General features: G+C 70.5%; 21 protein-coding genes. 20 read left to right on the top strand and 1 reads right to left on the bottom strand.

Annotated elements, in window-relative coordinates; translation table 11 throughout:
• The first annotated feature begins 10 nt into the window (after positions 1 to 10).
• The 18 genes from prfA (at position 11) to ACFSL2_RS22015 (ending at position 15809) form a co-directional block, all read left to right on the top strand.
• Positions 11 to 1102: a peptide chain release factor 1 gene (prfA, locus tag ACFSL2_RS21930; RefSeq protein WP_377199871.1), complete on the top strand. Its 1092-nt coding sequence runs from the start codon at positions 11 to 13 to the stop codon at positions 1100 to 1102.
• A gap of 102 nt (positions 1103 to 1204) precedes the next feature.
• The gene (gene prmC, locus ACFSL2_RS21935) at positions 1205 to 2152 is read left to right on the top strand and encodes a peptide chain release factor N(5)-glutamine methyltransferase (RefSeq protein WP_377199872.1); all 948 of its coding nucleotides are present in this window, start codon (positions 1205 to 1207) and stop codon (positions 2150 to 2152) included.
• Positions 2153 to 2243: 91 nt separating this feature from the next.
• Positions 2244 to 2957, top strand: coding sequence for an L-threonylcarbamoyladenylate synthase (locus ACFSL2_RS21940; RefSeq protein ID WP_377199873.1), 714 nt, complete (start codon positions 2244 to 2246; stop codon positions 2955 to 2957).
• Positions 2954 to 4237 carry an MraY family glycosyltransferase gene (locus ACFSL2_RS21945; protein WP_377199874.1) on the top strand — a complete coding sequence of 428 codons (1284 nt, stop codon included), beginning with the start codon at positions 2954 to 2956 and terminating at the stop codon, positions 4235 to 4237. Before ACFSL2_RS21940 ends, ACFSL2_RS21945 begins: the two co-directional genes overlap by 4 nt.
• A complete protein-coding gene (locus ACFSL2_RS21950; RefSeq protein ID WP_377199875.1) occupies positions 4234 to 4686 on the top strand; it encodes a hypothetical protein in 453 nt (150 codons plus the stop codon). The genes ACFSL2_RS21945 and ACFSL2_RS21950 overlap by 4 nt, the downstream gene beginning before the upstream one ends.
• Before the next feature lie 164 nt (positions 4687 to 4850).
• The gene (gene atpB / locus ACFSL2_RS21955) at positions 4851 to 5717 is read left to right on the top strand and encodes a F0F1 ATP synthase subunit A (protein ID WP_377199876.1); all 867 of its coding nucleotides are present in this window, start codon (positions 4851 to 4853) and stop codon (positions 5715 to 5717) included.
• Between the two features lie 121 nt (positions 5718 to 5838).
• Positions 5839 to 6075 carry an ATP synthase F0 subunit C gene (locus ACFSL2_RS21960; protein WP_377199877.1) on the top strand — a complete coding sequence of 79 codons (237 nt, stop codon included), beginning with the start codon at positions 5839 to 5841 and terminating at the stop codon, positions 6073 to 6075.
• Positions 6075 to 6659 (top strand): F0F1 ATP synthase subunit B, encoded by a 585-nt coding sequence (locus ACFSL2_RS21965; RefSeq protein ID WP_377199878.1) that lies wholly within the window; start codon positions 6075 to 6077, stop codon positions 6657 to 6659. Before ACFSL2_RS21960 ends, ACFSL2_RS21965 begins: the two co-directional genes overlap by 1 nt.
• The gene (locus ACFSL2_RS21970; RefSeq protein ID WP_377199879.1) at positions 6659 to 7471 is read left to right on the top strand and encodes a F0F1 ATP synthase subunit delta; all 813 of its coding nucleotides are present in this window, start codon (positions 6659 to 6661) and stop codon (positions 7469 to 7471) included. Before ACFSL2_RS21965 ends, ACFSL2_RS21970 begins: the two co-directional genes overlap by 1 nt.
• 56 nt (positions 7472 to 7527) lie before the next feature.
• The gene (atpA, locus tag ACFSL2_RS21975; protein WP_377199880.1) at positions 7528 to 9156 is read left to right on the top strand and encodes a F0F1 ATP synthase subunit alpha; all 1629 of its coding nucleotides are present in this window, start codon (positions 7528 to 7530) and stop codon (positions 9154 to 9156) included.
• 2 nt (positions 9157 to 9158) lie between these two features.
• Complete coding sequence (locus tag ACFSL2_RS21980; RefSeq protein ID WP_377199881.1) at positions 9159 to 10058, top strand: F0F1 ATP synthase subunit gamma; 900 nt, start codon at positions 9159 to 9161, stop codon at positions 10056 to 10058.
• 80 nt (positions 10059 to 10138) lie between these two features.
• Positions 10139 to 11620 carry a F0F1 ATP synthase subunit beta gene (gene atpD, locus ACFSL2_RS21985; RefSeq protein ID WP_377199882.1) on the top strand — a complete coding sequence of 494 codons (1482 nt, stop codon included), beginning with the start codon at positions 10139 to 10141 and terminating at the stop codon, positions 11618 to 11620.
• A 106-nt stretch (positions 11621 to 11726) separates the two neighbouring features.
• Positions 11727 to 11987, top strand: coding sequence for a F0F1 ATP synthase subunit epsilon (locus ACFSL2_RS21990; protein ID WP_377199883.1), 261 nt, complete (start codon positions 11727 to 11729; stop codon positions 11985 to 11987).
• 10 nt (positions 11988 to 11997) lie between these two features.
• Positions 11998 to 12423, top strand: a complete 426-nt coding sequence (locus tag ACFSL2_RS21995) for a DUF2550 domain-containing protein (RefSeq protein ID WP_377199884.1) — start codon at positions 11998 to 12000, stop codon at positions 12421 to 12423.
• Positions 12423 to 13118, top strand: a complete 696-nt coding sequence (gene nucS / locus ACFSL2_RS22000) for an endonuclease NucS (RefSeq protein ID WP_377199885.1) — start codon at positions 12423 to 12425, stop codon at positions 13116 to 13118. The genes ACFSL2_RS21995 and nucS overlap by 1 nt, the downstream gene beginning before the upstream one ends.
• 35 nt (positions 13119 to 13153) lie before the next feature.
• Positions 13154 to 14449: an N-acetylglucosamine-6-phosphate deacetylase gene (locus tag ACFSL2_RS22005; RefSeq protein ID WP_377199886.1), complete on the top strand. Its 1296-nt coding sequence runs from the start codon at positions 13154 to 13156 to the stop codon at positions 14447 to 14449.
• A gap of 24 nt (positions 14450 to 14473) precedes the next feature.
• Positions 14474 to 15094, top strand: coding sequence for a ribonuclease FAU-1 family protein (locus tag ACFSL2_RS22010; RefSeq protein WP_377199887.1), 621 nt, complete (start codon positions 14474 to 14476; stop codon positions 15092 to 15094).
• A gap of 187 nt (positions 15095 to 15281) precedes the next feature.
• Positions 15282 to 15809 (top strand): GNAT family N-acetyltransferase, encoded by a 528-nt coding sequence (locus ACFSL2_RS22015; RefSeq protein WP_377199888.1) that lies wholly within the window; start codon positions 15282 to 15284, stop codon positions 15807 to 15809.
• A 21-nt stretch (positions 15810 to 15830) separates the two neighbouring features.
• Here ACFSL2_RS22015 and ACFSL2_RS22020 read toward each other — a convergent pair whose 3' ends face one another.
• On the bottom strand, positions 15831 to 16847 hold the full coding sequence (locus ACFSL2_RS22020; RefSeq protein WP_377199889.1) for a LacI family DNA-binding transcriptional regulator: 1017 nt from the start codon (positions 16845 to 16847) through the stop codon (positions 15831 to 15833).
• 345 nt (positions 16848 to 17192) lie between these two features.
• Between ACFSL2_RS22020 and ACFSL2_RS22025 the strand changes: the two genes are divergently transcribed.
• A complete protein-coding gene (locus ACFSL2_RS22025; RefSeq protein ID WP_377199890.1) occupies positions 17193 to 18503 on the top strand; it encodes an ABC transporter substrate-binding protein in 1311 nt (436 codons plus the stop codon).
• Positions 18496 to 19476, top strand: coding sequence for a carbohydrate ABC transporter permease (locus ACFSL2_RS22030; RefSeq protein WP_377199891.1), 981 nt, complete (start codon positions 18496 to 18498; stop codon positions 19474 to 19476). The genes ACFSL2_RS22025 and ACFSL2_RS22030 overlap by 8 nt, the downstream gene beginning before the upstream one ends.
• Position 19477: the final 1 nt, after the last annotated feature.

The raw sequence follows: 19477 nt of genomic DNA on the forward strand, positions 1-19477 counted from the left end.
AGGAGAAAACTTGAGCGAGTCTTCGTTCGCCGCCGTCGGGCCGCTGCTCAGCGAGCACGCCGAGATCGAGTCGGCGCTGGCGGACCCCGCCGTGCATGCCGACCCCGGTCGCGCTCGCACCCTGGGCCGGCGGTACGCCGAGCTCAACCAGGTGGTGGGGGCCTACCGCGCGTGGGAGCAGGCGCACGACGACGCGGAGGCGGCGGCAGAGCTGGCGGCCGACGACGCGGCGTTCGCCGAGGAGCTGCCGGTCCTCCGGGAGGCCGAGGCCGCGGCCGAGGAGAAGCTGCGCCGCGTGCTGGTCCCGCGCGACCCCGACGACGGCCGGGACGTGATCCTCGAGATCAAGGCGGGGGAGGGCGGCGAGGAGTCCGCGCTGTTCGCCGGCGACCTGCTGCGCATGTACCTGCGGTTCGCGGAGCAGCAGGGCTGGTCCACGCAGCTGCTGGAGGCCACGGAGTCCGACCTCGGCGGCTACAAGGACGTCCAGGTCGCCATCAAGGCGAAGAACGTCCAGGGCCCCGAGGACGGCGTCTGGCACAGCCTGAAGTACGAGGGTGGTGTGCACCGCGTGCAGCGCGTCCCGGTGACGGAGTCGCAGGGCCGCATCCACACCTCGGCGGCCGGGGTGCTGGTCTTCCCGGAGGTCGACGACCCGGGTGAGCTGGAGATCGACCAGAACGACCTGCGGATCGACGTGTACCGGTCGTCCGGCCCCGGGGGGCAGTCCGTCAACACCACGGACTCGGCCGTGCGGATCACGCACGTGCCCACGGGCATCGTCGTCTCGATGCAGAACGAGAAGTCGCAGCTGCAGAACCGCGAGCAGGCCATGCGGGTGCTCCGGGCCCGCCTCCTGGCCGCGCAGGCGGAGGCCGCCGCGGCGGAGGCCGCCGACATGCGCCGCTCGCAGGTGCGCACCGTGGACCGCTCCGAGCGGATCCGGACGTACAACTACCCGGAGAACCGGATAGCGGACCACCGGACGGGGTACAAGGCGTACAACCTCGACCAGGTGCTCGACGGCGACCTGGGCCCCGTGGTGCGGTCCGCGATCGACGCCGACGAGGCGGAGCGGCTCGCGGCCGCCTCCGGTGTCTGACGCCGGCGCCCGGGCGGTCTTGCCCGCCGGGCCGGCCGGGCGGCAGGCTCGTGCCGTGGGTGAAGTTGCCGTGGGTGAGGTCGCTGTGGTGGAAGGAGCGCGGTGAGTACAGAGCTGTTGAAGTGGGCGGCAGAGGAGCTGGCCGACGCCGGGGTGGCGTCCCCCCGGGCCGACGCCGAGGCGCTGCTGGCGCACGTCCTCGGGGTGGACCGCGGGGAGCTGCGGCGGCAGGTCGTGCTGGGCCACGAGGTGCCCGAGGACGCGGCCGGCACCTTCTCCGGCCTCGTGTCCCGCCGCGCCGCTCGGGAGCCGCTGCAGCACCTGACCGGGGTCGCGGCGTTCCGGCACCTGGAGCTGGCGGTCGGCCCCGGGGTCTTCGTGCCCCGGCCGGAGACCGAGGAGGTGGCCCAGGTCGCCATCGACGAGGCGGCCAAGGTCGCCGGCGAGCGTGCGGACGTCGTCGTCGTCGACCTGTGTACCGGCACCGGGGCCATCGCGCTGGCGGTGGCCACGGAGGTGCCTGGTGCGCGCGTGCACGCCGTCGAGCTGGACAAGGACGCGCACGCCTGGGCCGAACGCAACGTCGACGCCGTGAGCGCCGCCGTGGTGGGCACGTCGTCCCGGAGCGCCGCGGCGCCCGAGCGGGTGGTGCGGCTCGTCAAGGGCGACGCCCGCACCGCGCTGTACGGGATCGACGGGCGGGCCGACGTCGTCGTCTCGAACCCGCCGTACGTGCCGTCGGACGCCGTGCCTGTGGACCCGGAGGTCGCCGAGCACGACCCGGCCGTGGCGCTGTACGGGCTGGGGCCGGACGGGCTGGAGGTGCCGCGCGGGATCACGGACGCGGCGGCGCGGCTGCTGCGGCCCGGCGGGCTGTACGTGATGGAGCACGCCGAGGTCCAGGCGGAGGCGGCACGCGCCATGGTGGCGGCCGCCCGCGACGCCGACGGACTGCCCGCGTTCGGGGATCCCGAGACCCGCAAGGACCTGACGGGCCGCCCGCGCATGGTGGTCGCACGCCGGCTGGGACCGGAGCGCGGCCCGCGGTGAGGGCCGAGCCGAGGCGCTCGACCGGGGCGGCACGCAGATCACCGGTGCCGACGGCATCGCCCGGTCCCCGGATCGTGAAAGACTGTTGCGCGTGAGTGTGCCTGTACATCCCGTGCTCGACGCCACCGACCCGCAGTCCTGGGGCCCCGCGATCGACGAGGCAGTGAATGCGATCTCCCGTGGCGGCGTCGTGGTCCTGCCCACCGACACCGTGTACGGCATCGCCGCCGACGCGTTCGACGAGGCGGCGGTGGCCGCCCTCCTCGCGGCCAAGGGCCGCGGGCGGCAGATGCCGCCGCCTGTCCTGGTGGGGGAGGTGGCAACCCTGGACGGCCTGGCCATCGACGTGCCCGAAGAGGCCCGTGAGCTCGTCGAGGCCTTCTGGCCCGGCGGATTCACGATCATCCTGCGTGCGCAACCCTCGCTGCAGTGGGACCTCGGCGACACGGGCGGCACGGTCGCCCTGCGGATGCCGGACCACCCCGCGGCGCTCGCCCTGCTCAAGCGCACCGGGCCCCTGGCCGTGTCGAGCGCGAACAAGTCGGGCAGCCCGGCGGCGCTGGACGTGACGGACGCCCGGCGCCAGCTCGGCGACGCGGTCGCGGTCTACCTCGACGGCGGCGACGCACCGGGCGGTGTCGCGTCCACGATCGTGGACGCGACCGGCCGCGGGATGCGGATCGTCCGCGAGGGCGCCGTGTCGCTCGAAGCACTGCGCGAGGTCACCGACGTCCAAGGCCCCGAGGTGTCGCGTGAGGACGACCCGAGCGATCCCTCGGCCGGCGCCGCGGAGGACGACGAGTGAGGGTGTACCTGCTCCTGATGCTCGTGGCCGCCGCGGTCACGTTCCTGACGACGCCCTTCGCCCGCTGGGTGGCCCTCAAGACCTCGGCGATCTCGGCCGTACGCGCTCGTGACGTGCACTTGGTGCCCACGCCGCGCCTCGGCGGGCTGGCCATGCTCATCGGCATCATCGTGCCGGTGCTCCTGGCGTCCCAGATGCCGTTCCTCGAGGGCGTCTTCTCCGCCCGCCAGGCGCCCCAGGCGTGGGGCATCGTCGGCGGCGCCGCCATCGTGTGCGCGCTCGGCTGGGCCGACGACAAGTGGGATCTCGACTGGATCACCAAGCTCGCGGGCCAGGTGCTGGCCGCCGGGTTCATGGCCCTGCAGGGCGTCCAGCTCATCACCATGCCGATCGCGGGAGTGACCATCACGTCGTCGCGCATGTCGCTCGTGGTGACGGTGCTGGTCATCGTGATCGCGATGAACGCGGTGAACTTCGTGGACGGCCTCGACGGCCTCGCCGCCGGCATCGTCGCCATCGGCGGTACGGCGTTCTTCCTCTACACCTACGGCCTCACGCAGCAGTCCACGCCGGACAACTACGCCAGCCTCGCGTCGCTCATGCTCGCCGTCATGGTCGGGGTGTGCGTCGGCTTCCTGCCGCACAACTTCCACCCGGCGCACATCTTCATGGGGGACGCCGGGTCCATGCTGATCGGCCTGGTGATGGCGGGCGCCGCGATCACCGTGACCGGCAACATCCCGCCGGGGATCATGACCGGCGCCAAGGCCCTGCCCGCGTTCATCCCGCTGCTGCTGCCCGTTGCGGTCCTCATGCTGCCGCTGCTCGACATGGGTCTGGCGGTGATCCGGCGGCTCGCGGCGGGCAAGTCGCCCATGGCCCCGGACCGCATGCACCTGCACCACCGCATGCTGGCCCTCGGCCACTCCCACCGCCGCGCCGTGGTCATCCTGTACGTCTGGACCGCCGTGTTCGCGTTCAGCGCCGCGGCGCTCGTGCAGTGGGACTGGGAGATCGTGCTGATCTGGACCACCGTGTTCGTGGTGCTCGCGCTGCTGGCCACCCTCGGCCCGCTGCGGCACCGCGGCCGCTTCCTGGACGACGACGTGGCCGCGATGTCGGGCCAGACGCCGAAGGTCCCGGTTGCCGTCGGCGTCGCGGCCACGGCCGGCTCCGGGGCTGACGCCGGAGTTGCGGTGCAGCACGTCGCGCCGCAGAGCGAACCTCGCCCGAGCGCTCGCCCGAGCGCCGGGCCCCCGACCAAGGAGACCATCGAATGACCGAGCAGGAACCTCACGCCCCCGACGCGCCGCGCGGCGCAGCCGAGCAGGCGATGCTGCGTGCGGCCCTGCGCGACGGCCTGATCCTCGTGGCAGGGCTCGCGGTCCTCGGCTCGCTGGTCGGCCTCCTGGTCGCGGGGGTGCCCGGACTCTGGGGCGGGCTGATCGGGGCGGCGATCGCCGCATTCTTCTGCGGGACCACCGTGTGGTCGATGATCTACACGGTGGGCAAGGGCGCGACCACGATGGGCGCCGTGGTGATGGGCACGTGGATCGCCAAGATGGTGGTTCTCGTCGCTGTGCTCCTGGTGCTGACCAGGTTCGATTTCTATGACCGTGTGGTCCTGTTCATCGTGCTGCTGCTCGGGGCAGTCGGCGCGGCACTCCTCGACTATCGCGCGGTCAAGAACGGCCGCGTCACGTACGTCGAGCCCGAAGCCGGGGCCTGATGGACGCAGCTGTACCGACATTGACCCGGCACAGGGTTGCGCAATAAGTCACAAGGGGCCGCGCTGTGCGGTTATGCGGCCAAATCCTCATCCGACATGGGTTAGGCTTACGACTGAATCCATGACGGCCAGGCCCGATGGCGCGCCCGTTCCGCCCCTTTGCGGTGACGCGCGCAGGGCCTAATGACCACCTGGGAGTCCTCCTGTCCACGCATGCGACGTCCGTAATCCTCGCCGCCACCGAAGGCCACGAGGGTGAGGGCGGCTTCCACCCGCCGTCGATCTCCGACTTCTTCCCGCCGGCCATCCTCTTTGAGGACACGATCTTCCAGATCGATCGCATCTGGATCATCCGGATCGTCGCCACCCTCGTGCTGCTGTCGGTCTTCGTGATCGCCGCACGCCGGGCCAAGGTGGTGCCGGGCCGGTTCCAGACAGCCGTCGAGTACCTGCTGAGCTTCGTCCGGGTACAGATCGGCGAGGAGATCCTGGGCAAGGACAACGCCAAGCGTTTCCTGCCCATGCTCACCACCATCTTCTTCACCATCCTGGCGTTCAACCTCACGAGTGTGATCCCGGGGCTGAACCTGGCCGCCACCTCGCGGATCGGCGTGCCGCTGCTCCTGGCACTGTGGGTGTTCGTCACCTACTGGGCCGTCGGCATCCGCCGGCACGGGCTCGGCGGCTACCTCAAGTCGAACCTGTTCCCGCCGGGCGTGCCGTGGCCGATCTACTTCATCCTGACGCCGATCGAGCTGCTGCAGCTCCTGATCATCCGGCCGGGCTCGCTGATGGTGCGACTGGTGGCCAACATGGTTGCCGGCCACATCATGCTGGTGCTCTGCTTCGCCGCCACGCAGTTCTTCGTCGTGGACTCGGCGGGCTCTGGGCTGATGATCTTCGGGGCGCTCACGCTCCCGGCGGGCATCTTCGTGACCCTCTTCGAACTTCTGGTCGCGTTCCTGCAGGCGTACATCTTCGCGCTGCTGGCCGCGGTCTACATCAGCATGTCGCTGGAGGAGGAGCACTGAGTGCTCCTCCGGGCGACGCTTCATAGCTTCACCTGGAAACCCGCGACGGGCGCACCAGCGCCTCCGCACACCACGCGACGCCGTACCGTCCGGTTCGGCGCCCAACGGAAGGAAGACGCAAGTGGACGTCACCAATCTCGCCGAGGTCACCGGTAACCTGAACGCCGTCGGCTACGGCCTCGCCGCCACCGGCCCGGGTATCGGCCTCGGTATCCTCATCGGCAAGACGATCGAGGGCATGGCTCGCCAGCCCGAGGTCGCCGGCCAGCTCCGCGCCACCATGTTCCTGGGTGTCGCGTTCGTCGAGGTGCTCGCGCTGCTCGGCCTGGTCGCTGGCTTCCTCTTCCCCGCCGCGTGATGGCTGCGCTCCCGGGCGCTGCCGGTGTCGTGGTAGCGCAGACAGAGGAAGAGCCCGCGGGCATCGATCTGTTCCTGCCCGCCGGATACGACCTGCTGTGGTCATCGGTCACGATCCTGATCATCGCGGTGGTGTTCTACAAGTTCGTCCTGCCGTCGATGAACAAGGTCCTCGACGAGCGCTCCGCGCTGATCGAGGGCGGTATCGAGAAGGCCGAGGCAGCCCAGAAGCAGGCTGACGAGGCACTGGCGCAGCAGCAGCAGCTGCTCGCCGAGGCCCGCGCCGACGCCGCGCAGGTCCGTGAGGAGGCGCGTGCCGAGGGCACGGCCATCATCAAGGACCTCAAGGTCAAGGCCAGCGAGGAGGCGGAGCGCGTCACCGAGACCGCCCGCCGTCAGATCGAGGCCGACCGTCAGGCCGCGTCCGTGTCCCTGCGTGCCGAGGTCGGCGCGCTCGCGACCGGCCTGGCGTCGAAGATCGTGGGCGAGTCCCTCGAGGACTCGGCCCGGCAGTCGCGCGTGGTGGACCGCTTCCTCGACGAGCTCGAGGCAAGCCAGACCGTGGCAAGCAACAAGGAGGCGTGATGCGGGGATCGAGCGGGGCATCGCTGAAGGCGGCGCAGGAGCGCTTCGAACCGGTGCTGCGTGCCGCGGGTGCGGACGCACTGACCCTGGGCGAGCAGCTGCTCACCCTGGTGTCGGCGCTGGACGAATCCGCCGCGCTGCGCCGCTCGCTCGCCGATCCCTCCCGCGAGGGCGAGGCCAAGGCCGGCCTGGTGGCCGGCCTGCTGAGCGGTTTCGACGAGCGCGTGACCGATCTGGTCTCGGGTCTCGTCCGGTCACGCTGGGCGAGTGACGGCGACCTGGGCGAGGCCGTCGAGCGTCTCGGGCTGGACGCCGTCCTGGCGTCCGCCGAGGCGCGCGGTGCGCTCGAGACGGTGGAGGACGAGCTGTTCCGGCTCGCCCGGTCGCTCGACGGCCAGCGCGAGGCCAAGCAGATCCTCTCGGACGCCTCGACGGCTCCCGAGCGTCGGGTGGCCCTCGTGGACGCACTGGTTGCCGACAAGGTCGACACCGTGACCCAGCGCCTGGCGCAGCGCGCGACATCGTCGCTGCGTGGCCGGCGCTTCGTGCAGACACTCGGTTGGTTCGGCGAGGTCGCGGCGGAGCGTCGCAAGCGCCTCGTCGCCTCCGTGACGAGCGCGACGATGCTGACCCGCGAGCAGGAGCAGCGCCTCGGTGCGCTGCTCGAGCGCTCGTACGGGAAGCCCGTGCAGCTGAACGTCACCGTGGACCCGGCAATCGTCGGGGGCATGCGCATCCAGGTCGGCGCTGACGTCGTCGACTCCACTGTCCTGTCGCGCCTTGCTGACGCCTCGCGTCGTCTGGCCGGCTGAAAACGTGAACAAGAACCTTCCGCCGCGGCTTTCGCGGCCACGACAGGAGAAGAGCAATGGCTGAGCTGACGATCCGGCCGGACGAGGTCCGGGCCGCACTGGACAGCTTCGTGAAGTCCTACGAGCCCCAGGAAGCGGTCACCGAGGAGGTGGGCCGCGTCGCGTACGCAGCGGACGGCATCGCCCGCGTCGAAGGCCTCCCGGGCGTGATGGCCAACGAGCTGCTGCGCTTCGAGGACGGCACGCTCGGACTCGCGCAGAACCTGGACGTCCGGGAGATCGGTGTGGTCGTCCTGGGCGAGTTCACCGGCATCGAGGAGGGCCAGGAGGTCCGCCGTACCGGTGAGGTGCTGTCGGTCCCCGTGGGCGAGGGCTACCTCGGCCGCGTGGTGGACCCGCTGGGTACCCCCATCGATGGTCTCGGCACGATCGAGACGGAGGGCACCCGTGCCCTCGAGCTGCAGGCGCCCGGCGTCATGCAGCGCAAGTCGGTCCACGAGCCGCTGCAGACCGGCATCAAGGCGATCGACTCCATGATCCCGATCGGCCGTGGTCAGCGTCAGCTGATCATCGGCGACCGCCAGACCGGTAAGACGGCGATCGCGGTCGACACGATCATCAACCAGAAGGCGAACTGGGAGTCGGGCGACCCGACCCAGCAGGTGCGTTGCATCTACGTCGCGATCGGCCAGAAGGGCTCGACCATCGCCGCCGTGCGTGGCGCCCTCGAGGAGGCCGGCGCGCTCGAGTACACGACGATCGTCGCGGCTCCGGCGTCCGACCCGGCCGGCTTCAAGTACCTCGCGCCGTACACCGGCTCGGCCATCGGCCAGCACTGGATGTACCAGGGCAAGCACGTCCTGATCGTCTTCGACGACCTGTCGAAGCAGGCCGAGGCCTACCGTGCCGTGTCGCTGCTGCTGCGCCGCCCGCCGGGCCGTGAGGCCTACCCGGGTGACGTCTTCTACCTGCACTCCCGTCTGCTCGAGCGTTGTGCGAAGCTCTCGGACGACCTGGGCGCGGGCTCGATGACCGGTCTGCCGATCATCGAGACCAAGGCGAACGACGTCTCGGCGTACATCCCGACGAACGTCATCTCCATCACGGACGGCCAGATCTTCCTGCAGTCCGACCTGTTCAACGCCGACCAGCGTCCCGCCGTGGACGTCGGTATCTCGGTCTCCCGAGTCGGTGGTGACGCGCAGATCAAGGCCATGAAGAAGGTCTCCGGCACGCTCAAGCTGGAGCTGGCGCAGTACCGCTCGCTCGAGGCGTTCGCGATGTTCGCGTCCGACCTCGACGCGGCGTCCCGCGCCCAGCTGCAGCGTGGTGCGGTCCTGACGGAGCTGCTCAAGCAGCCCCAGTACTCGCCGTACGCGGTCGAGGACCAGGTCGCGGCTGTGTGGGCCGGCACGAAGGGCAAGCTGGACGACGTCGCCGTCGAGGACGTCAAGCGGTTCGAGACCGAGCTGCTCGACCACCTGCGCCGCAAGACGGACGTCCTGCCGTCGATCCTCGAGTCCGGCAAGCTGGAGCCCGAGACGGAGGAGGCGCTCCGCGTCGCCATCGACGACTTCCGGGCCGGTTTCCAGAAGAGTGACGGCACCCCGCTCGTCGGTGGCAGCACCGACGACGGTCCCGTGGACGTCGAGCAGGCGCAGATCGTCGTCAAGAAGAAGGCCTGACCGTGGCCGGTGGATCCCAGCGCGTCTTCAAGGCACGGATCAAGTCGACGCAGTCGCTGAAGAAGATGTTCCGTGCGCAGGAGCTCATCGCCGCGTCCCGCATCGGCAAGGCCCGTGCGAAGACCGCGGCGGCGGCTCCGTACGCCCAGGCGATCACGCGTGCGGTCTCGGCCGTCGCGACGCACACCGACATCGACCACCCGCTCACGCGGGAGGTCGACGGCGGCAAGCGCGCCGCGGTGCTCGTGGTCTCCTCGGACCGTGGCATGGCGGGTTCGTACCCGGCGTCGATCGTCCGTGAGGCGGAGCGGCTGACGCAGCAGCTGGTGGCCGAGGGCAAGGAGGTTCTCCTCTACGTCGCCGGTCGCCGTGCGATCGCCTACTACACGTTCCGCGGGCGCGACGTCGTCTCGTCGTGGGCGTACGGATCGGAGCGTCCGACGCCGGAGATCGCCGAGGAGATCGGGCAGGCACTGCTCGAGAAGTTCCTCGCGACCGAGGACGAGGGCGGCGTCTCGGAGCTGCACGTGGTCTCCACGCAGTTCGTCAACATGGTGACGCAGCGCCCCCACGTGGTGCGCATGCTGCCGCTCGAGGTGGTCGAGGGCGTGACCGCGGCGGACGAGCACGAGGCCCTGCCGCTCTACGACTTCGAGCCGTCGCCCGAGGCCGTGCTGGACTCGCTGCTGCCGCGCTACGTGCAGCAGCGGATCTACGCGTCGCTGCTCGACGCCGCCGCTTCCGAGCTGGCGGCCCGTCAGCGTGCGATGCACACGGCGACGGACAACGCGGAGGACCTGATCCGCACGTACACCCGACTGGCCAACCAGGCCCGTCAGGCGGACATCACCCAGGAGATCAGCGAGATCGTCTCCGGGGCCGACGCACTGGCGGGGTCCTGACCGCTGAGGCCAGACCAGCCCGTCCTGCAGACAAGAATCCCCCGCCGGAGGACCCTCCGGCCCACCGAAGCGAGGCAAGTATGACCGCCACCACCGTGGAATCACGCGGCGCGGCCCCGACCGAGCCGGCGACTGGCCGGGTCGCTCGGGTGATCGGCCCCGTCGTGGACATCGAGTTCCCCGAGGACGCGATTCCCGAGATCTACAACGCGCTCACCGTCGAGATCGACCTGTCCGGTCTGAGCGACACCGAGAACAAGTTCACGCTGACGCTCGAGGTCGAGCAGCACCTGGGCGACTCCCTCGTGCGTGCCATCGCGCTCAAGCCGACCGACGGCCTGGTCCGTGGCGCCGTGGTGACCGACACCGGCTCGCCCATCAGCGTGCCCGTCGGTGACATCACCAAGGGCAAGGTCTTCAACGTCACCGGCGAGGTCCTGAACCTCGCCGAGGGTGAGAAGTTCGAGGTCACCGAGCGCTGGCCCATCCACCGCAAGCCCCCGGCATTCGACCAGCTCGAGTCGAAGACTGCGATGTTCGAGACGGGCATCAAGTCCATCGACCTGCTGACCCCGTACGTGCAGGGTGGCAAGATCGGTCTCTTCGGTGGTGCGGGCGTCGGCAAGACGGTCCTCATCCAGGAGATGATCCAGCGTGTGGCCCAGGACCACGGTGGTGTGTCCGTGTTCGCCGGTGTCGGTGAGCGCACCCGTGAGGGCAACGACCTCATCGACGAGATGGACGAGGCCGGCGTCTTCGACAAGACTGCGCTGGTGTTCGGCCAGATGGACGAGCCGCCGGGCACCCGCCTGCGGGTCGCTCTGTCGGCGCTGACGATGGCGGAGTACTTCCGCGACGTGAAGAAGCAGGACGTCCTGCTCTTCATCGACAACATCTTCCGCTTCACGCAGGCCGGTTCCGAGGTCTCCACGCTGCTCGGCCGTATGCCGTCCGCCGTGGGCTACCAGCCGAACCTGGCCGACGAGATGGGCCTCCTCCAGGAGCGCATCACCTCGACGCGTGGTCACTCCATCACGTCGCTGCAGGCCATCTACGTGCCTGCCGACGACTACACGGACCCGGCCCCGGCCACGACGTTCGCCCACCTGGACGCGACGACCGAGCTCTCCCGAGAGATCGCGTCGAAGGGTCTCTACCCGGCGATCGACCCGCTGACCTCGACGTCCCGCATCCTCGACCCGCGCTACGTGGGCCAGGAGCACTACGACGTCGCGACCCGGGTGAAGTCGATCCTGCAGCGCAACAAGGAGCTGCAGGACATCATCGCCATCCTCGGTGTCGACGAGCTCTCGGAAGAGGACAAGACGGTCGTGGCGCGCGCGCGTCGTGTCCAGCAGTTCCTCTCCCAGAACACCTACATGGCCAAGAAGTTCACGGACGTGGAGGGCTCGACGGTCCCCCTGTCTGAGACCATCGAGGCATTCAAGAAGATCTGCGACGGTGAGTTCGACCACATCGCCGAGCAGGCCTTCTACAACATCGGTGGGCTTGAGATGCTCGAGGAGAACTGGGCACGGATCCAGAAGGAGTACGGGGCCTGACGCCTCGCACACCTCCCCCCGTGCGTGATGCCGTCCCGCTGGGCGCCCCGGAACCGGGCAGCCCGGCTGGGGCGGTACCACGCCCGCTACATCGGAAGGAGCTCTCGTGGCAGAGCTGAGCGTGGACCTCGTGTCCCGGGACCGCAAGGTCTGGAGCGGTGCGGCGACCCAGGTGAGCGCGCCGTCCGCGGACGGCCAGATCGGCATCCTGGCGAACCACACGCCGCTGCTGGCTGTGCTTCGCCCCGGTGCGATCAAGGTGGAGACATCCTCCGGCCCCGCCCTGGAGGCGCAGGTCACCGGTGGCTTCGTGTCCGTCGACAACAACCTCGTCACCCTGGTGGTCGACGAGATCTCCCTGGTCTGAGGGAGGGCGAGTGCCGGGCGTCATCTGGATCGCGATAGCGGTACTCGGTGCGCTCGCGCTCGTGCTCGCGGCGGGAATCTCCCGTCTGCGGACACTCTCGCGCAGAGTGGGTTCGTTCAACTGCAGTGCCCGGCCGACAGGCAACCCCGAGGGTTCCTGGACGCCGGGCATCGCGCAGTACGCGGTGGGCCGGATCGAGTGGTGGCGGTGCTGGTCACTGGCTCCTCGTCCGGCCCGCACGTGGTACCGGGAGCGGCTGACCGTGACGGGCCGCACCCCGCTCGACCCGGACGAGCGTGGTCAAGGTGACCACTACCTCGTCCAGTGCCGGTACGACGGGCTCGACTTCGAGCTCGACCTCGCTGCCGGCGATTATTTCGGCCTCGCCTCCTGGCTCGAGGCCGCCCCTCCCGGACGACAGGATCTGGTTCTCTGATGCGGCTGGTCGTGGCCGACTGCTCCGCCCTCTACACGGGCCGCCTGACCGCGATGCTCCCGCCGGCCACCCGGCTGCTCGTGGTCAAGGCTGACGGAAGCGTGCTGATCCATTCCGACGGCGGCTCCTACAAGCCGCTGAACTGGATGAGCCCGCCGTGCACCCTGGCGGTGCGGGAGCCGTCCGAGGAGGCCGCCGAGCGCGGTGTCACGGAGGTGTGGACCGTCCAGCACGCCAAGTCGGACGACCGGCTCGAGGTGGAGCTGTTCACCGTGCACCACGACTCCGCACACGATCTGGGCGTCGACCCGGGCCTCGTGAAGGACGGCGTGGAGGCGCACCTGCAGGAGCTGCTCGCCGCGCAGATCGCGCTCCTGGGGGACGGGCACACCCTGGTGCGCCGGGAGTACCCCACCGCCATCGGGCCGGTGGACATCCTGGCGCGGGACGGCTCCGGCGCCACGGTCGCGGTGGAGATCAAGCGGCGCGGTGACATCGACGGGGTCGAGCAGCTCACGCGGTACCTGGAGCTGCTGAACCGGGACCCGATGCTGGCCCCGGTGCGCGGCGTGTACGCCGCACAGGAGATCAAGCCGCAGGCGCGCGTGCTGGCCAAGGACCGCGGCATCGGCACGCTCCTGCTCGACTACGACGCGATGCGCGGCGTGGACGACCCGGAGTCCCGCCTCTTCTGACCTCGACGGCCCGGCCGGTGCGGCAAGATGTCCGCATGACTGATTCCGGTGCTCTCGTGGTGCGTGGCCGGCTGGTCCGGCCGTCCTCGGTGGTGGACGACGGTGTCGTCGTCGTCGCGGGGGGTCGCGTCACCTTCGCGGGTTCGCTGCCCGACGCCGTAGTGGCCGGCCACGGCGCTCTCGCCGAGTCGGTGCCGCCCGCCCCGGAGACGTACGTGCTTCCCGGGCTCGTCGACCTGCACAACCACGGCGGAGGCGGCGTCTCGTTCCCCGACGTGACGTCGTCGGCCGACGCGTTGGCCGGCGTGCTGGAGCACCGCCGCCACGGCACGACCGCCCTGCTCGCGTCGCTCGTGACGGCTCGGCCGGAGGTGCTGCTCGCCCGCGCATCGGTCCTGGCCGAGCTCGCCGTGGCCGGCGAGATCGAGGGCCTGCATGCGGAGGGGCCGTTCCTGTCGCACCGCCGTCGGGGCGCACACAACCCGGCTGACCTGCAAGAAGGCAGCGCGGACCTGGTCAGGGACCTGGTCAGGGCCGCTCGCGGTTCTCTGCGGACCATGACGGTCGCCCCAGAGGTGCCCGGCGTCGCCGGGCCTGGCGGGGCCGCCGAGGCACTCGTGGAGGCAGGCGTGCTGCCCTCGCTCGGCCACACCGACGGCAGCACCGAGCAGGCCGAGGCTCTGATCGCCCAGGTGGGCCGAGCCGTGGCCGCTCGGGGTGGCGTCCTCGGGCCGATGACGGCCACGCACCTGTTCAACGGCATGCGCCCGCTGCACCACCGCATGCCGGGCCCCATCGCGGCCTGCCTGGCCGCGGCGGCTCGTGGCGACATGGTCGTCGAGCTCATCGGCGACGGTGTGCACCTCGACCCGGCGACGGTCCGCTCGGTGTTCGCCATGGTCGGGGCCGACCAGGTGGCCCTGGTCACCGACGCCATGGCGGCGGCCGGCATGGCCGACGGCCGCTACGAGCTCGGGCCCATGTCGGTGGTGGTGCGCGATGGCGTAGCGCGCATCGCCCCGCCCGACGTGCCAGACCCCGAGGTCACCGGGGTGACCCCTGCGTCTGGCACGGCGGAGGCGGGGGAGGGGTCCATCGCCGGGGGCACGGCCCACCTGATCGACGTCGTGCGCGGTGCCGTGGTCGCCGGCGTGCCCCTGACCGACGCCGTGCGGTCGGCGACCGCCGTGCCCGCCCGGGTCCTGGGGCTGGCCGGCGAGATCGGCTGCCTGGAGCCCGGGGCCCGGGCCGACGTGCTCGTCACGGACGCGGACCTCCGGCCGGTCCGGGTGCTGCGCCACGGCGGCGACGTCGAGGTCGCCGGTGCGTGACGCGGCGCTGTTAGCGTGCCCGGCATGACGCCTTCCGTGTTCCAGCCCGGTCAGACCGTAGTGCGCCGCGAGATCATGCGCGGCGAGCCGTGGATCGCCGTCCCGCAGATCTGCGTCCAGGACGACGGCGACCTGCTCGTCACGTACACCCCTGGTGGTACCCCGCTGGTGTACCCGCCGACCGGTGCGTTCCCCGTGGGTGAGCACCCGTGGAAGGCCGCGGGCGGTACCCGCTGGCGCGGCCACGGCCGGCTCGAGCTCCACTGGGCGGGGGTGGAGCACTCCCTGTTCCTGTTCTGGGCCGGTCCCGAGCGGGCGTTCCAGGGCTGGTACTTCAACCTCGAGGACGCGCCCCGCCGGACCGCCATCGGCTTCGACACGCTCGACCACGAGCTGGACGTCTGGTGGGCCGCGGACGCCGAGACCTACGAGTTCAAGGACGTCGCCGAGTTCGAGGAGACCGGGCCGGCGCGCTATCCCGGTCGTATGGAGCAGATCCGTGCCGAGGGCGACCGGATCGCCGGCCTGCTCGACGCCGGCGAGCTCTGGTGGGACAAGGCCTGGGCCGACTGGACGCCCGACGCGTCGTGGCAGCCCCGTGAGATGCCGGACCACTGGACGACCGTGCCGTTCGAGACGCGCTGAACCACGACTCGCCGGTGGTGGTGATGCTCCCGCCAGCAGCCGCCGCAATACCGGTGGCAACCCCGTCCCCGGGCGATACGGTCAGGTCGTGCCCTCTTCCGTCCCGGTTCCCGGATCCGCCACACCCCGTTCAGCTCCTCGACCCGTCGCGACTGCGCCCGTCCGCCGGACCGACCCCGCCTGGCCCGTGCGCACGGACCGACTCACGCTCCGTCCGGTCGTTCCCGACGACGCCGAGGCCTTCCTCGCCTGGCGCTCCCGCCCCGACGTGGTGCGGTACATGTACCTGCCGGCGTGGGACCCGGCGACGGCCGTGCTGAAGCTGCGCACCTGGTCGAACGCCCCGTTCGACCAGCCCGGCGACGTCCTGGTGCTGGCGGTCGTCCTCGGCGGCGACGTCGTCGGCGAGACGCTCCTCAAGTGGGCGGCCGGTCCACGGCAGGTCGAGGTCGGCTACGCGCTGCACCCGGACGTCAGCGGACAGGGCCTGGCCACCGAGGCCGCCGGCGCGACCCTGCGGCTCGCCTTCGACACGTACGGTTTCCACCGCGTGTTCGCGCGCATCGACGAGGAGAACACGGCCTCGGTGCACGTCGCCGAGCGACTCGGCATGCGCCACGAGGCGCGCCTCGTGGAGAACGACCTGCGCGACGGCGTATGGTCCACCGAGGTCGTCTACGGCATCCTCGACCGTGAGTACCCGGGGCGCGCGTAGCCGTCGGGGCTCCGGCCCGGGTCAGGCGAGCGGACCGGCGGGCCCGTCCGCCGAGCTCGCGCGCTCGGTGAGCACGGGGGCGAGAAGCCGGGTCTCGGACGGCTGCTCGCCCTCGAGGCGGGCCATGACCATGTCGACGGCCACCTTGCCGATGTTTTCGGCGGGTAGGTCGATGCTGGTCATCGGGATGCGCTGGGAGAGTGCGACGTCCCGGGGGCACACCGCGACCACCGACATGTCCTGGCCGACCACGATCCCGCGGTCGGCCAGACGCGCCAGCACGTGGGGGAGCGCGCCCTCGTTGTGCACGATGATCCCGGTGGTGTCCGGTGCGGTGGTCAGCAGGGTGTCCACGGCCTCCGAGGCACCCGCCGGCGTGGAGTCGCACGCCTCCACCGTGACCGTCACGCCCGAGCTCTTGGCCTGGTTCCGCAGGCCGCGCATCATCCGCTCGGCGTAGGACGTGTGCCGGCGCAGTACCTCGGGTGGCGAGCCGATGAGCGCGACGTCGGTGTGGCCGGCCTCCGCGAGGTGCCGCACGGCGAGCCGGCCGGCGGCCTCGAAGTCGAGGTCGACGCAGCTGAGTCCCTCCGGGTCCTGCGGCAGGCCGATCAGCACGGTGGGCTGCTTGGCGGCCGCCACGAGGGGCACTCGCGGGTCGTCCGCCTCGATGTCCATCATGACCAGGGCGTCCACCATGGAGCCGCTGGTCACCCGGTCGAGGCCGCTCACGTCGTCCTGGGTCAGCAGCAGGACGTCATGGTCGAAGTCCCGCGCACGCGTCACCACACCGGCGACGAACTGCATGATCACGGGCACGCTCACGCCGACCCGTAGGGGCGCCATCAGCGCGATCACGGTGGTGCGGGACGAGGCCAGCGCCCGCGCCCCGGCGTGCGGGCGGTACCCGAGCTTCTCGATGGCGCGCTCCACCCGGGCCCGCGTCGGCGCGGAGATGGGCCGCTTGCCGGACAGCACGTAGGACACGGTCGAGGCCGAGACCCCCGCTGCCTTGGCGACGTCTTCGATCGTGGCCACAGTGCTCCTTTTCGATCCGGTACCGCAGGGTGCCTGGGTGCGAGTGCCCGAGCGGGTGCGCCCGGACGGGTGTGCCCGGTGCGGCGGCTGGTCGTACGCCTGCCCGGGGCACACCAGTGTGCCGCATGTCAGGGAAGCGCTTCGATGAAAGCGTAGCCCGGTTCTGGAAGAAGGGCACTAGACAGTGGGTGGCGCGCGGGGTTAGCGTGTTGAAACGCTTCGACGATCCAGACACCGAGGTCTGGGCACGACGCGGTGGCTCCGCAGCCGACCGGCGTCGAGCACTGAGTCTCGGGCTCGCGAACTGCGAACCAAGCTCTACGAACGGCGAACCAAGGAGATGCGATGAAGCACCAGCGGACGATGACTGCCGTGGCGGCCGCGATGGCCGGCGCCCTGGCCCTGACCGGCTGCACCGGCCAGAGCGCCGGCGCCGGCGGGGGCGACACCGACGACAGCACGCTGACGATCTGGCACTACGAGAACGAGGACTCGGCGATGGGCAAGGCCTGGGCCGAGGCCATCACGATCTTCGAGGAGGAGAACCCGGACGTCACGGTCGACGTCGAGAAGCAGACGTTCGAGCAGATCCAGAAGAACGCCAAGATCGTGCTCACGGGCGACGACGTGCCCGACGTCATGGAGTTCAACAAGGGCAACGCGACGGCTGGCCAGCTCGCGGCGCAGGGTCTGCTGACCCCGCTGACCGACGCCGCGACCGAGCGCGGCTGGGACGAGAAGCTGACCGGGTCGCTGGCGACCACCGCGACGTACGACGAGCAGGGGCTCATGGGCTCCGGCGAGTGGTACGGGGTGCCGAACTACGGGGAGTTCGTCGGCGTCTACTACAACAAGGACATGTTCGCCGAGCACGGTCTCGAGGTGCCGACCACCCTCGAGGAGTTCGAGGACGTGCTGGCCGCCTTCCAGAAGGAGGGCATCACGCCGCTGGCCGAGGCCGGTGCCGAGTACCCGCTCGGCCAGCTCTGGTACGAGCTGGTGCTCGCGTACGGCGACCGCGCCCTCGTGGACGACTACCAGCTCTTCGCGAACGACGTCGACTTCCACAACGACGCGATGACCCAGGCCACCGAGACGCTCGACGAGTGGATCGAGAAGGGCTACATCGCCTCCGACTCGGCGGCACTGACCGCCGAGGACATGGGTGTCTCGTTCATCGACGGCACGTACCCGCTCATGGTCAGCGGGTCCTGGTGGTTCGGCCGCCTCGCCACCGAGGTCGAGGCGGACTGGGGGCAGTTCAACTTCCCGGGCAACACCCTGCACACGGGCTCGTCGGGCAACCTGTGGGTCGTCCCGGCGAACGCGGACTCGACGAGCCTCGCCGAGGAGTTCATCGACATCACGCTGCGGCCGGAGGTCCAGAACATCCTCGCCGCCGAGGGTGGCCTGCCGGTGGCGGGCGACGCCTCGGTCATCGAGGACGAGCGTACGCGGGAGCTGACCGAGAACTTCCAGGCGATCCTCGACGAGGACGGCCTGGCGTTCTACCCGGACTGGCCGGTGGCCGGCTACTACGACGTGATCGTCAGCGAGCTGCAGTCCCTGGTCAACCGCTCCAAGACGCCGGACGAGGTGCTGGACGGGCTCCAGAGCTCGTACGACGAGGGCAAGGCCGACCTGCTCGATGGCTGACGACACCCTGACCGAAGAGCGTCTGCGGGCGGTCGAGCGCCCGCGGACCGCGTCCGGGACCCGCCGCCGCCGTCGGGCCGCGTGGGTGGGGTACCTGCCGTACCTGCTGCCCGGCGGGATCGCGTTCCTCGTGGTGATCGGGTACCCGCTCGTGACGAACGTGTACTTCAGCCTGTTCAAGTGGCGCGGCGGCATGGCGCCGCTGCGCTGGAACGGGCTGGGCAACTACGTGGACCTGATGGGCGACGACAAGTTCTGGACGTCGTTCGCCAACTCGGCGGCGATGATCGTGGCGATGGTCGTGGTGCCGACGGTCCTCGGACTCGTGCTCGCCGCGGTCCTGTTCGACTACCTCGGCCGGCGGTTCGGTGCGCGTGTCTCGTCGGTGCTGCGTGCCACCTACTACCTGCCCCAGATCCTGCCCGTCGCCGTGGCGGGCGTGCTGTGGAACTGGATCCTCAACTCCCAGACCGGCGCGCTCAACGAGATCCTGCGTGGGATCGGCATCGAGACGCCGCCCAACTGGCTCGGTGATCCCACCACGGCGCTGCCGTCGGTGATGCTCGTGCTGATCTGGGTCCAGATGGGCTACCCGGTGGTCATCTTCATGGCTGCCCTGCAGCGGGTGGACCCGGAGCTCTACGAGGCGGCAGAGCTCGACGGGGCCGGGTGGTGGGACCGGTTCCGGGCCATCACGGTGCCCCAGATCCGGCCGGAGATCTTCGTGGTCACCCTGACCTGCACCGTGGCGGCGCTCAAGGTGTTCGGGCCCATCTACGTGCTGACGCGCGGCGGGCCCGAGAGCTCGACCCTGGTGCCGAGCTACTACTCGTACCTGAGCTTCTTCGACAAGTCCCAGGTGGGCTACGGCGCGGCGATCGCCACGGTGCTCACGCTCGTGATCGTCGTGGTGGCCGTGATCATCCTCGGCCTGCAGGGCCGTGCGGAACGACGAGAGCGGGAGGGGATCTGAC

Source organism: Promicromonospora aerolata, assembly GCF_042682255.1.
Classification (GTDB): Bacteria; Actinomycetota; Actinomycetes; order Actinomycetales; family Cellulomonadaceae; genus Promicromonospora; species Promicromonospora aerolata.

Excerpts from the sequence above, each read along its gene's own strand:
- ACFSL2_RS21950 (WP_377199875.1), top strand. The coding sequence starts at position 4,234 with ATGACCGAGCAGGAACCTCACGCCCCCGACGCGCCGCGCGGCGCAGCC.
- ACFSL2_RS21965 (WP_377199878.1), top strand. The coding sequence starts at position 6,075 with ATGGCTGCGCTCCCGGGCGCTGCCGGTGTCGTGGTAGCGCAGACAGAG.
- ACFSL2_RS21970 (WP_377199879.1), top strand. The coding sequence starts at position 6,659 with ATGCGGGGATCGAGCGGGGCATCGCTGAAGGCGGCGCAGGAGCGCTTC.
- atpA (WP_377199880.1), top strand. The coding sequence starts at position 7,528 with ATGGCTGAGCTGACGATCCGGCCGGACGAGGTCCGGGCCGCACTGGAC.
- atpD (WP_377199882.1), top strand. The coding sequence starts at position 10,139 with ATGACCGCCACCACCGTGGAATCACGCGGCGCGGCCCCGACCGAGCCG.
- nucS (WP_377199885.1), top strand. The coding sequence starts at position 12,423 with ATGCGGCTGGTCGTGGCCGACTGCTCCGCCCTCTACACGGGCCGCCTG.
- ACFSL2_RS22005 (WP_377199886.1), top strand. The coding sequence starts at position 13,154 with ATGACTGATTCCGGTGCTCTCGTGGTGCGTGGCCGGCTGGTCCGGCCG.
- ACFSL2_RS22010 (WP_377199887.1), top strand. The coding sequence starts at position 14,474 with ATGACGCCTTCCGTGTTCCAGCCCGGTCAGACCGTAGTGCGCCGCGAG.
- ACFSL2_RS22025 (WP_377199890.1), top strand. The coding sequence starts at position 17,193 with ATGAAGCACCAGCGGACGATGACTGCCGTGGCGGCCGCGATGGCCGGC.
- ACFSL2_RS22030 (WP_377199891.1), top strand. The coding sequence starts at position 18,496 with ATGGCTGACGACACCCTGACCGAAGAGCGTCTGCGGGCGGTCGAGCGC.